This is a genomic window from Arcicella sp. GW821-FHT09D11, assembly GCF_059416265.1.
The window spans coordinates 1,233,705-1,245,677 of record NZ_JBWKOV010000001.1 but is presented as its reverse complement, the minus strand read 5'-3'; the positions used below and the strand labels follow the sequence as shown (position 1 = coordinate 1,245,677).

Sequence of the window (11,973 nt, the reverse complement as noted above, 5' to 3'; positions counted from 1 at the left end):
TATTTACTTTTTGAACGAAAAATAGCCCAAAACATTGTTTTAGGCACGTTCTATCCGTTTGCCAATGATTTCGCCTTCCGTAGCATCATTACGCATTTTTTCCAATAAAGATTCAATATTGTCATCGATAATCAAGAAGTTAAGATTAACGGCTCTCACAAATCCTTCTGAAACCATCTTATTCATCATCATAATCAAATCGTCATAAAAGCCATTCGTATTGAGCAAGCCCACAGGCATACGATGAAGCCCAATTTGTCGCCAAGTAAGAATTTCAAATAATTCATCTAAAGTACCCCAACCTCCGGGTAAAGCTACAACGCCATTTGCTCTTTCAGCCATCAATTGTTTACGAATATGCATTGATTCTACAACGATACACTCTGTTAAACCTGTATGTTGTACTTCCCAAACTTCCATAAAAGAAGGAATAATACCAATTACTTCTCCACCATTTTCAAGGACAGCATCAGCTACTGTACCCATTAAGCCAGCTTTGCCTCCTCCATAAATCATTCGTAAATCTTGTTTAGCAAGAACCTCTCCTACTTGTTTAGCAGTTTTATTATAAATTTCGTTGGTGCCATACGAAGAACCACAATAAATTAAAATGTTTTTCATGTGAATTATCTAGCTAAAAAACAAAAAGCTCCTAGCAATTGAATAAGTTAAATTATAAACTTCAGATTTGTTCAAAGATAAAAAAACTGTGAGAATAACCGCAATTATACAACGATTAAAAACGCTGATGAAGACTCAGAATATGCCAATAAATAGAGGTAGAGGTTATTATGAAATAAAATAACTTAGAGAAAACTAAAACGATAGCAAAATAGTAGAATCTTGATTACTTTTGATGCATAAAAATCTGTAGACTACTAAGAAAACAAAAATATCAATAGAACCGCCCAAATTCATTGATAAAACAGGAAATGCCTTGTCAGTTCCTGCATTAAAATTTACTTTATTAAGCAACCGCCTTTTTCATTAAAATCCCTTTATCGAAATATTGCTTTTATTAAAAAAGAATAGACCGAAACTATGCCGTTGTTGGCAATAGTTTAAGATATACTTTGAGGTTTTTGCCGATAATATTCTTCTGGAAGCTAGGAGAATATGAAGAGGTTAAAACTAATGATACTTGAAGGAGACATTATCTATCAATAATACACCAAACCTTTAATCAATAACGGCCTTTTTAATTATATAAAGATGAAAAACAGAGAATCAAACATTGAACTATTGCGGATAGTTTTGATGATTATGATTATTACTCACCATATTATTGTTCATGGTTTTGGCCTTGAAAATATGGTAAATGATTTCTTGCACCATGATAAAAACAAACTCTATTGTGGACTATTTATCAATAGTTTTGTCATTGTAGGGGTAAATACATTTGTATTTATATCGGGATATTATGGGATGAAATTTAAGCTAAAAGTGCTAGTTTCTATCTTATTTCAAGCACTTTTCTATTCATTATTTATTTCTCTATTATTTGCCGTCTTTAATCACTCAACGTTCGATTGGAAAGACTTAATAAGGTCTATTTTTCCAATTTCTGGTAATGTTTGGTGGTATTTAGGCGTATATCTAGCCCTCTACTTTATTTCACCTTTTCTCAACAAAGGTGTTGATGGCATCGAAAATAAACAACTTATGTTTTTATTATTGGGCTTATTATACCTTGACTGTTTCGCGGGCTTTATATTCAAAACAATATCAGGTGATGGATTTACAGTGTTTCATTTTATCACTATTTACATCCTTGCAAGGTTTCTGAAAAAGATAAACATCATCATCAAAAAACCCATTCGCTTTTTTCTAGTCTCGGCACTTGTGCTTTTTTGTTGTACACTAATTTTTGTAGATATTCATAAGTTTGCTTTTGTTTGGCGCCTATTCTCGTATAATAACCCATTATTGATATTTGCAGCGATAATGCTTTTCTTTACCTTTAAAAATATTAAAGTCCAAAGTAATTTTATCAACCTGATTTCAAGCGCAGTTTTTGGAATTTACCTGATACATGAACACCCACTGATTAGAAAAGAAATAGCTCATTTCATTAGTCAGGTCAGAGGAAAAGAATCCCTTTCTCTTTTGATGCTATATATCGTTTGTACAATCGTTATTATTTTTACGATAGGGTCAATCGTAGAATTGTCAAGAAAATCTATTTTTACTAAAATGGAAGATAAGTTCAGCTTAATGTGGCAAAAAAACAGCATCATTATGGATATAAAAAAGCAATGCTATGCATTTATCAATCGCTCAAAAATAACGAAACCTACCACTTGAAGACAAAATGCTTTAATAATACTACAACAAATCTTTCAAAGCCTTTTTAACATCTGTAAACTTATATTGAAAATTGGTTTCTGAAGATACTCTTTGATTGAGCACATAATTTCCGCCTAATACGACATCAGCCAATTCGCCAAAAACTAATTTCAAAGCCCATGCAGGAACATTGGGCATAAAAAATGGTCTTTTTAGTATTTCAGCAGAGGTTTTCGTTAATTCAACATTAGTAACAGGATTAGGAGCAACGGCATTATAAGCACCATTCATGGTGTCATCTAAAAGCGATTTTATATAAAGCTCGCATAAATCATCAATATGAATCCAAGATTGATATTGTTTGCCAGTTCCCAAGGCTGCACCCACTCCAAAACGTACAGGCACCAGAATTTTTGATAAAACTCCTCCTTCAGTACTCAAAACAATCCCTGTTCTAAGTTTTACCGTTTTGATACCTAGTTTTGCTACATTATCGGCCATCGCTTCCCATAGAATACAGCATTCAGCTACAAAATCTTTACCTGCAGGTGTTTCTTCTGTAATGGGTTTTGTCCCTGTATCAGCACCATAAAAACCAATACCCGAGGAGGAAGTAAAAGCTTTGATTTTATGTGGAATATTTTTCAAATGAGTGATAATCAATCCTAAAGAGTCTGTTCTGCTATCAATGATTTCCTTTTTCCGTGCCTCTGTCCATCTACTATCTGCTATGCCAGCACCCGCCAAGTGAATTAGATAATCGGCTTCCAACAAAGCCTTCGTGTCTAATATACCTTTATTAATATCCCAATGATAAATTTTTATCTTGCCTGTTTCATCTGTTGGCTTTCGACTGAGATGAGAAACCGAGAAACCTTTAGATAATAATAGTTGGCTAAGACGTGTGCCAACTAGACCCGAACCACCTGTGATGAGTACATTCATAATTTTTATCAATATTTGAGAAAATAGGAAAAAAAGCCTTTGTTAATCATAACATAAAAAGCTTCAATAGGTTATCAAGAAGAACAATTTTTTAAACAATATACCAAAAATTATCTATCTTCGATTTTGCAAGTATTGATTATTTGAATGAATATATCGAATTTAACGCTTAGGAAAAGACTTATTGATAAACCATAAACAATGAATGAACATATAAAAAAACTACTTCCGATGATTGATGTCTTCGGCTTTTTTGAACGAGATCCCTTTGGCAATTCAATGTTTTTAAAACGCATTATTATGATTGTATTGGGATGGGTAACTTACTCTCGTATCAGGGGTATCAATAAAACCAGCATCAGCGGAACAGAATATTTGGAGGGACTTCCAACAGAAGGTGTGCTTTTTTTATCGAATCATCAAACCTATTTTATGGATGTAATTTGCCTCTATCATATTTTCTTTAGTGTAAAATGGGGATTCAGAAATTCAGTCAATTTTCCTGTTTATTTATTAGCACCACGGTCGAAAGTATTTTATGTGGCAGCCTCTGAAACGATGAAAGATGGTGGATTGATACCAAGGGTTTTTTCGCAGGCAGGAGCTATTTTAGTAAATCGTTCTTGGAGAGAAAAAGGTAAGGATGTCAAAAAAGAAGTAGATACTTCAGCAGAAGATAAAGTAGGCAAAGGTTTATCGTATGGTTGGGTTGTGAGTTTTCCACAAGGAACAACGACACCCTATGCTCCGTTAAGAAAAGGAACAGCTCATTTGATTAAAACGCATAACCCAATAGTTGTTCCTGTTGTAATCAATGGATTCCGCCGAGCATTTGATAAAAAAGGTTTACGATTCAAAAAAAGTAATACTACACTATCTGTTACCTTTAAAGAGCCTATACGTTTTGATGCAGAAATGCCTGTAGATGAAATGATGGATATTTTAAGAGATAAAATAGAACAAAAAATCCCAGTAGATAAATTAGTTTGGCGTAGAGAAGAACCCCAAGCATAAAAGTATGTTGAATAAAACACGAGGCATCGTAATAAATTATATTCGTTACCGAGAGACGTCTGTAATTGTGAATATTTTTACAGAAGAATTTGGGATACAAACGTATATTGAAAATGGTGTTAGAAGTGCCAAATCCAAAAACAAGATAGCACTTTTTCAGCCCCTCACATTATTAGATTTGGTGATTTATCAGAAAGGGAAAAATACAGCAGCCAATAAACAAATCCATCGGATAGCAGAAATTAAATGTAGCACGCCTTTTCATAGCCTACCTTATGATATTTATAAATCATCAATAGCGCTTTTTATTACCGAAATTCTTGGAAAATCATTAAAAGAGGAAACAGGGAATCATTTTTTGTTTGAATTTCTCCATAATTCTATCTTATGGCTAGATGAAGTAGAAGAACATTTTGAGAATTTTCATTTACAATTTTTATTGCAATTAGGTACGTATTTGGGTTTTTCACCTGAGAATGCGCATGAAATATCCAATGAATTAAGGATTCATAATTTGCCTGTACTTAATCAGCAATTGGAAAATCAATTAGATGTTTTATTGAATACACCTTATCACCAATCTCCTAAAATAGACCGCCATTCACGCAATCAATTGTTAGAATCCATTATCTTATTTTACAGACTTCATGTGGATACTTTAGGAGAGATAAAGTCATTAACGGTTTTAAAGGAAGTGATGAGGTAAGTAAAGTTTGAAAGTTGATATTAATCTCTAAATGGCATTTTTTTATCTTGGCGACTTAACTCAAAACATTCTATAAAGCTTTCAAAATGCTCAATAGTTTTGCCTCCCTTTTCAACAACACTCTGATGATGAGCAATTTCTGTTTCACTTAATTTAAGATACTGTTTAGGAATCTCTTTGTTCAATTCTGTTTTTGGCATGAATATAAATTATTTAAAAACAATTACATCTTTATTTTTTAAAGCATAACCTTCTTCTACTAAAATGGCACCAACATAAGAAGCAATAGCAGTTTTAGTAATATTATTAATTAACCATTCTCCTACACTACCCGAAGGCATCGTCGTCCTGCTTGTCCCAATACATACAGTTTTACCAAGGAAAGTTTCCAAAAGTATTTGATATTGCTCGTTAGAAACGAAAACAACATTTTTTGAGCCAAAATTAATCTTTGTTCCATTTTCTACAGAACCATCATATTCAAAAGTACTATTTCCACCCCATGTTGGTAGTCTTTTTGTAGTCTTATTAAGCTCAAGATAATTTGCTTGTGAAACATCATATCCAATCATAAATAAAGCAGATTCAAATGCTCTTAATTGTTCTTTTGAGTCAATTTTACTAAATTTTGATTCAGTTTTATTCAAAATTTCCTTTAATAACCAATTGGCTCTGATATTATTTTCAGTATGTTTTTTATTTTGAGTTAGTAGAGGAAAGGTATATAAGTTATTGCTTGGGTTCCTCTTGTTATCTATTCCATAAACATCTCCTTTTGCATTTCCAAAAGCGAATAATAATTCTGATGGAATAATACTTAAACCTTTTTCTTCGCAAAACATTCTTACCAAAAGTCCTAAAGCCGCACCTACACGTCCATCATATATTACAAAATCATTCACTAGCAAAGAATATATTTTTGTGAAACCAGCAGTCATTATTATATCTTCATAATAGCTACCTTTTGTATCAAATATATTAGGATTTAGCTTATCGGTACAGTTTTTCAAATATGAAGAAATATCTGCTCCTAATGCCTCTACTTTTTGTTTATTCCCATGCATTACTCCACCCCAGTCTAATATGGCAATACAGTATTTTTGACATAATTCGGAATCATTATTATCTACACTTTTTCTCAACCCATCACCTAACTCTTCCAACAAGATTTTACAATCTTCAAAGGTTTTTCCTGTAAATCTAATCTGTCTAATTGGGTGATAACAAGTGAAGCCCCATTTGTAGTTTTCAAAAGCAGAATAAATAGAATTACATTCCCAAACAGAACCTTTGGGGCGTTTCATCATGTAAGAATGTCTGAAACTATTCCCTCCATCTAATTTAGGTGAAATCCATTTGATGAAAGCTTGAACAGGTTCTTTACTTAGGAATTCAATCTTGTTCATTTTGTAGTATTTTGGTTATACTTTATTGCTAAATCTTCCGCTTCAATTCAAAATGTTTACCTAAGTACAAACGTCTTACTTGTTCATCGTCGGCAAGTTCTTGAGGAGTACCAGCTTTTAAGATTTTTCCTTCAAAAAGTAAATATGCACGGTCGGTGATAGAGAGGGTTTCATCCACGTTATGGTCGGTAATCAAAATACCAATATTTCTGAACTTTAATTTCGCTACAATTCCTTGAATTTCTTCTACCGCAATAGGGTCAACCCCAGCGAATGGTTCGTCTAGCAAAATGAATTTCGGGTCAACTGCCAAAGCACGCGCAATTTCTGTACGGCGACGCTCACCACCCGAAAGTACTTGCCCCAAATTTTTACGAACATGTGTCAACGAAAACTCTTCTAAAAGCTGTTCTGTTTTTTCACGTTGCTCTTGTTTAGAAAGTTTAGTCATTTCCAGTACGGCCAAAATGTTTTCTTCCACCGAAAGCGTTCTGAAAACAGAAGCCTCTTGTGCCAAATAGCCAATACCTAGCCTAGCACGTTTGTACATGGGTAGATTGGTTACTTCTAAATCGTCCAGAAACACTTTACCTGAATTTGGCTTTACCAAGCCCGTAGCCATGTAAAAAGAGGTAGTTTTCCCTGCACCATTAGGGCCTAGCAGTCCTACGATTTCGCCTTGCGCTACTTGGTAGCTAACATTATCATTTACGACACGCTGTCCGTACTTTTTAACTAAATTTTCTGTTCTTAAAATCATGATTTGAATCAGAAGGATAACCCTTCTTTTAATTTTAATATTTTAGGCTAGCACATAAACAATTTAATCTCTATTTACCAATCACTAAATCTAAACCTTAATATCTTTCAACATCAACTGAAAAGACTTTCTGCCTTGCCATTCGTTGATTTCGATGGTATAACAAATCGAAAACGGCTTGCCTTCGTGTAAACGATTGAAATAATCTTCTACCATCCCGAAGCCTACGCAAGTATAAGCGGGGGAGCCTTCTTGAAAAACATTTATTTTCAAATGTTTTTCTTTCATTTTAATGGGCTGTCCATGCAAGTAAACATTTTCTGAAACAAAAACGGGTGTCATATTTTGTGGACCAAAAGGCGACATCTGACACATGATTCTGTGAAATTTATCTGAAATTTCTATCAAAGGCAATTTCAAATCAATATCAATCATGGGTGAAAGTTGTTCAGGGAGTATTTTTCGATTGACAACTTCTTCAAATTTACGCTTAAAATTTTCTATCTCAGAGATTTCCAACGTTAAACCTGCCGCAAAAGTATGTCCTCCAAATTGGATTAAATGCTCTGCACATTCTTCGATAGCATCATACACATCAAAGCCTGGTACAGAACGAGCCGAACCCGCCGCATGACCATGAGATTCTGTAAGAATAATAGTAGGACGATGATATTTTTCAATACACCTGCTTGCTACAATTCCGATAACGCCTTTGTGCCAATCGTTTTTGAATAATACGGTACTTTTAGCACTTTTCAACACAACGTTGTCTTCAATAATAGCCAAAGCTTCGGCGGTGATATCGGTATCAAAACCTTTTCTATCTGTATTATGCTTGGCAATGATATTGGCAAAATTGGTGGCTTCTTCTTCGTTGTCAGTCAATAATAGATTTACAGCATCATAAGCGTGCTTTATTCTTCCTGCGGCATTAATTCTTGGACCTAGTCCAAAAACCACTTTGGTAATGTCCATTTTTCCTGCCAAACTTGCCGATTGCATCAATGCCTTTAGTCCTGTTCTTGGATTTGAATTCAATTGTTGCAAACCATAGTAAGCCATAATTCTATTTTCGCCAGTAATAGGCACAATATCACAAGCAATAGAAGTAACCACAAGGTCTAGATAAGGCAATAACAATGTTGCTGAAATGCTATGTGTTTGGCAATAAGCCTGTAATAATTTAAAACCAACACCACAACCTGTTAATTCTTTGTAAGGGTATAGACAATCAGCTCTTTTAGGGTCGAGAATCGCTATGGCTGGTGGTAAATCATTATCATCTGGACGGTGGTGGTCGCAAACAATAAAATCAACGCCATGCTCTTTTGCCCAAGTAATTTTCTCTTTTGATTTAATCCCACAGTCTAAACTAATAATCAGTCCAAAGCCTTCGTTGGTAGCTTTTTCAACACCCGCCTGCGAAACACCGTAGCCTTCAGCATAGCGGTCTGGGATATAAAATTCTAAAGGACAGTCAGACGCATTTTGATAAACGTGGTTTTTCAAGAAACCGTAAAAAGTAGCTACTGAAGTAGTGCCATCTACATCGTAATCACCATAAATCATTATTTTTTCGCCCGATTCAATCGCTTTTGTCAGACGCTTAACAGCAACATCCATATCCTTCATCAAAAAAGGGTCGTGCATATTCGAAAGGTCTGGTCGGAAAAATGCTTTGGCTTCATCAAAGGTATTAATTCCTCGCTGAGCCAAGAGCGTAGCAATTTCAGGTGAAACATTAATTGCCTCAGCTACTTGTTTGATTTTATCGGTGGGTGGAATGGGTTTATAAATCCAACGTTTTTCTGTCATGACGCAAAAATACAAAGACCTGCAAGGTTTCGGAAGCCTTGCAGGTCTAATCTATGTAATTTAAGAAAAATTAAGCCTAAAGAACGATTTTATACGCCTTCTGCTACTACTTCTTTTACTTCTGGAACCATACGGGTTAATAAATTTTCAATGCCTTGCTTCAAAGTCATCGTTGATGACGGGCAACCAGAGCATGAGCCTTGTAATAATACTTTAACAGTTCCTTCATTGAAAGAGTGAAAATTGATAGCGCCTCCATCAGACTCTACCGCAGGGCGAACATATTGGTCTAACACCGCTTTGATTTTAACCACTGTTTCAGAATCTCCCTCTCCTCCTATCACGTCGTTAGCAGCAATCGTCGACTTTGTGAAAACTTCTTTTTTCTCTTCAAAGAATCCCTTCAAAAATTGTTTCAAGCTAAATAATTCATCTTCCCATTTCGTCTCATCGTCTTTGGTAACTGTAATAAAATTAGATGAAATGAATACTCGTTTTACAAAATCAAAGCCAAATAAAGCTACAGCTAAGGGTGATTCTTTACCTTCTGCTACTGCATCTGATGGCGTTGCGTAGTCGAACGATAAGCCTTCAGGAGCCACAATAAAGTTTAAAACAAACTTCATTGAATTTGGATTTGGTGTCGATTCTGTATAGATTAATATCTGTTGTTTTAACATGAGTTCTATTTAATTTGTATTTAGATTTGGGTCTAATATATCAATACGATTCGTTAATTATTACACTAACAAGCTATTAGTGAACAGTTAAAATGTAAAATTAGTTTTAAGAAGTGTATAAATGTTAGAACGCCCTCAAAAAAATAGCATTTTATGAGACTATTACTTGAAAAAAAGCTTAATTCTTACTGAAATATACTAGTTTTCTTCTGTGTTGTTTGTTGACAAGTGCCTGTTAATGAGTTACTTTATCTGATTGTAGCCGAAAAATACCCCTTACCGAACATTACACTTTATGCCCTGATAATAAGCCAATTAGCTACTTATCCACACCAAAAGTAGATTTTTTGTTGGCATTCCCTGCATTTATCACGAACTTAGAGGGACAATTAGGGTAACCACCGTTGTTAAAAGAATAACCTAAAATACGTTTACAGAAAATGTTAGATATCATCCAACTGCTTCCTGATTCGATAGCGAATCAGATTGCCGCCGGCGAAGTCGTACAACGACCAGCTTCTGTGGTGAAAGAGCTTTTGGAAAACTCCATAGATGCCCAATCCACCAGCATTCAATTAATCGTTAGAGAAGCAGGAAAAACCTTAGTACAAGTGATTGATAATGGCTTAGGTATGTCAGAAACCGATGCCAGAATGTGTTTTGAGCGCCATGCTACTTCCAAAATTCGTTCCTCAGAAGACCTTTTCAAAATCAGGACAATGGGATTTCGTGGCGAAGCCATGGCATCTATTGCCGCTGTAGCGCAAGTTGAAATGCGTACCCGTAGAGCAACAGACGAACTAGGCGTTTTGATAAAAATAGATGCATCAGAGTTAAAAGCTCAAGAAGCAGTTTCTACTTCAGAAGGGACAAGTATTCAAGTTAAAAACTTGTTTTTTAATGTACCCGCCCGTAGAAATTTCTTGAAGTCAAACCCTGTAGAGATGCGTCATATCATCGACGAATTTCAACGGGTAGCCTTAGCCAACCCAGAAATTTCTTTTACGTTACATCACAACGATACGGAAGTGTACAATTTGCCAGCAGGAAAACTAAGCCGAAGGATTGTAGATTTATTCGGTAAAGGTTATCGTGAACAATTGGCTTCTTGCGAAGAGGAAACCTCTTTCGTAAGTGTGAGAGGGTATGTTGGTAAACCAGAATATGCAAAAAAAACACGTGGTGAGCAGTTCTTTTTTGCGAATAATCGTTTTATCAAAAACAGCTATCTGAATCATGCTGTGATGAGTTCTTTTGAAGGATTGATTCCTGAAGGCTCGCATCCTTTTTATGTACTTTTCATTGAAATAGATCCGATTCATATTGATATAAACGTTCATCCAACTAAAACCGAAATTAAGTTTGATGACGAACGAACAGTGTATGCCATTGTACAAGCCGCTGTTCGGAAATCTATGAGCCAGCATAATTTAATGCCCTCATTGGATTTTGAAACGGACGTAAACTTTACCAATAATATTTTCCAGTTCACGGGTTCGCCTTTTGAAAAGACTAAGGAGATTTCGGCAGTAAATGGATTTGCCAGACCCGAAGCACCTTTTAGAGAGCGAACAAATCTAACAAATTGGAATAAATTATATGAAGGGTTGAACCGTCAACTAGATGATTTTGAGAAAAAAGAGCCATCAATTGAACAAACCCAAGCAGACTTTGGCATTCCTAGCGAGGCTACGTCCTTTTTATTGAAAAGTAAAGCAAATGATATTGGAAGCGACCGTCCTCAACGAGCGTCGCAAGACTCAGAGGCTACTACCTTTCAAATTCATAATCGCTACATTATTTCTCAGGTAAAATCGGGGATGTTATTAATCGACCAGCGTGCTGCTTATGAAAGAATTTTGTATGAAAAATTCTCTCAGCATTTACGCAAAAATGGTGGTGCATCACAGCAATTATTGTTTCCGACTAAAGTAAAATTGACCACAGCCGATTTTCATTTGCTGTTGGAGATTCAAGACGAAATTAGGAATTTAGGTTTTGTGTTGAGTGTAGTAGAACACGATTCTTTTATGGTCAATGGCATTCCAGCCGACTCGCCCGAAGAAAACGAGCAAGAAATGATAGAAGGTATTTTAGAGCAATTCAAGCAAAATGAATCTGAACTACACCTTGATAAAGCTGAAAACTTGGCTAGAGCAATGGCAAAACGCTCAGCAGGACGCTTTGGGAATCATTCATTGACAATTCTGGAGATGAATACTTTGGTAGAACAACTTTTTGCTTCATCAAATCCAAGCTATACGCCAAGTGGTGAAATAACGATGAAGATTGTTTCTTTATCAGAAATGGCAAGTTTATTCTTGCGTTAATTAACAATTTAAAAAAGACTTATTACAGAAA

Annotated in this window: 11 protein-coding genes; 4 read left to right on the top strand and 7 right to left on the bottom strand. The window is 35.1% G+C overall.

Features of this window, described 5'->3' with window-relative positions:
• Positions 1 to 39 precede the first annotated feature (39 nt).
• Positions 40 to 621 (bottom strand): LOG family protein, encoded by a 582-nt coding sequence (locus AC07N0_RS05290; RefSeq protein WP_494588372.1) that lies wholly within the window; start codon positions 619 to 621, stop codon positions 40 to 42.
• 591 nt (positions 622 to 1,212) lie between these two features.
• Between AC07N0_RS05290 and AC07N0_RS05285 the strand changes: the two genes are divergently transcribed.
• Complete coding sequence (locus tag AC07N0_RS05285) at positions 1,213 to 2,304, top strand: acyltransferase family protein (RefSeq protein WP_494588371.1); 1,092 nt, start codon at positions 1,213 to 1,215, stop codon at positions 2,302 to 2,304.
• Positions 2,305 to 2,325: 21 nt separating this feature from the next.
• On the opposite strand, the gene AC07N0_RS05280 is transcribed toward AC07N0_RS05285, so the two are convergent.
• Positions 2,326 to 3,231: a TIGR01777 family oxidoreductase gene (locus AC07N0_RS05280; protein WP_494588370.1), complete on the bottom strand. Its 906-nt coding sequence runs from the start codon at positions 3,229 to 3,231 to the stop codon at positions 2,326 to 2,328.
• Positions 3,232 to 3,432: 201 nt separating this feature from the next.
• Between AC07N0_RS05280 and AC07N0_RS05275 the strand changes: the two genes are divergently transcribed.
• The gene (locus AC07N0_RS05275; protein WP_494588369.1) at positions 3,433 to 4,245 is read left to right on the top strand and encodes a lysophospholipid acyltransferase family protein; all 813 of its coding nucleotides are present in this window, start codon (positions 3,433 to 3,435) and stop codon (positions 4,243 to 4,245) included.
• Positions 4,246 to 4,249: 4 nt separating this feature from the next.
• Positions 4,250 to 4,951, top strand: coding sequence for a DNA repair protein RecO (recO, locus tag AC07N0_RS05270; protein ID WP_494588368.1), 702 nt, complete (start codon positions 4,250 to 4,252; stop codon positions 4,949 to 4,951).
• A 20-nt stretch (positions 4,952 to 4,971) separates the two neighbouring features.
• Here recO and AC07N0_RS05265 read toward each other — a convergent pair whose 3' ends face one another.
• The 5 genes from AC07N0_RS05265 to AC07N0_RS05245 all read right to left on the bottom strand — a co-directional run bounded on the left by AC07N0_RS05265 (position 4,972) and on the right by AC07N0_RS05245 (position 9,612).
• Positions 4,972 to 5,151, bottom strand: coding sequence for a hypothetical protein (locus AC07N0_RS05265; protein ID WP_494588367.1), 180 nt, complete (start codon positions 5,149 to 5,151; stop codon positions 4,972 to 4,974).
• Positions 5,152 to 5,160: 9 nt separating this feature from the next.
• Positions 5,161 to 6,357, bottom strand: coding sequence for a hypothetical protein (locus AC07N0_RS05260; protein ID WP_494588366.1), 1,197 nt, complete (start codon positions 6,355 to 6,357; stop codon positions 5,161 to 5,163).
• Positions 6,358 to 6,385: 28 nt separating this feature from the next.
• Positions 6,386 to 7,117 (bottom strand): LPS export ABC transporter ATP-binding protein, encoded by a 732-nt coding sequence (gene lptB, locus AC07N0_RS05255; protein ID WP_323249801.1) that lies wholly within the window; start codon positions 7,115 to 7,117, stop codon positions 6,386 to 6,388.
• A 90-nt stretch (positions 7,118 to 7,207) separates the two neighbouring features.
• The gene (gene recJ, locus AC07N0_RS05250) at positions 7,208 to 8,932 is read right to left on the bottom strand and encodes a single-stranded-DNA-specific exonuclease RecJ (RefSeq protein WP_494588365.1); all 1,725 of its coding nucleotides are present in this window, start codon (positions 8,930 to 8,932) and stop codon (positions 7,208 to 7,210) included.
• Positions 8,933 to 9,021: 89 nt separating this feature from the next.
• Positions 9,022 to 9,612: a NifU family protein gene (locus AC07N0_RS05245; protein ID WP_494588364.1), complete on the bottom strand. Its 591-nt coding sequence runs from the start codon at positions 9,610 to 9,612 to the stop codon at positions 9,022 to 9,024.
• Between the two features lie 440 nt (positions 9,613 to 10,052).
• Here AC07N0_RS05245 and mutL point away from each other — a divergent pair, with 440 nt between their 5' ends.
• Complete coding sequence (gene mutL / locus AC07N0_RS05240) at positions 10,053 to 11,942, top strand: DNA mismatch repair endonuclease MutL (RefSeq protein WP_492801154.1); 1,890 nt, start codon at positions 10,053 to 10,055, stop codon at positions 11,940 to 11,942.
• The last annotated feature ends 31 nt before the right edge of the window (positions 11,943 to 11,973 follow it).

What these genes read in the sequence shown, in the direction of transcription:
- AC07N0_RS05290 (WP_494588372.1), bottom strand. Translation starts at nt 621, where the DNA reads ATGAAAAACATTTTAATTTATTGTGGTTCTTCGTATGGCACCAACGAA.
- AC07N0_RS05285 (WP_494588371.1), top strand. Translation starts at nt 1,213, where the DNA reads ATGAAAAACAGAGAATCAAACATTGAACTATTGCGGATAGTTTTGATG.
- AC07N0_RS05280 (WP_494588370.1), bottom strand. Translation starts at nt 3,231, where the DNA reads ATGAATGTACTCATCACAGGTGGTTCGGGTCTAGTTGGCACACGTCTT.
- AC07N0_RS05275 (WP_494588369.1), top strand. Translation starts at nt 3,433, where the DNA reads ATGAATGAACATATAAAAAAACTACTTCCGATGATTGATGTCTTCGGC.
- recO (WP_494588368.1), top strand. Translation starts at nt 4,250, where the DNA reads ATGTTGAATAAAACACGAGGCATCGTAATAAATTATATTCGTTACCGA.
- AC07N0_RS05265 (WP_494588367.1), bottom strand. Translation starts at nt 5,151, where the DNA reads ATGCCAAAAACAGAATTGAACAAAGAGATTCCTAAACAGTATCTTAAA.
- AC07N0_RS05260 (WP_494588366.1), bottom strand. Translation starts at nt 6,357, where the DNA reads ATGAACAAGATTGAATTCCTAAGTAAAGAACCTGTTCAAGCTTTCATC.
- lptB (WP_323249801.1), bottom strand. Translation starts at nt 7,117, where the DNA reads ATGATTTTAAGAACAGAAAATTTAGTTAAAAAGTACGGACAGCGTGTC.
- recJ (WP_494588365.1), bottom strand. Translation starts at nt 8,932, where the DNA reads ATGACAGAAAAACGTTGGATTTATAAACCCATTCCACCCACCGATAAA.
- AC07N0_RS05245 (WP_494588364.1), bottom strand. Translation starts at nt 9,612, where the DNA reads ATGTTAAAACAACAGATATTAATCTATACAGAATCGACACCAAATCCA.
- mutL (WP_492801154.1), top strand. Translation starts at nt 10,053, where the DNA reads ATGTTAGATATCATCCAACTGCTTCCTGATTCGATAGCGAATCAGATT.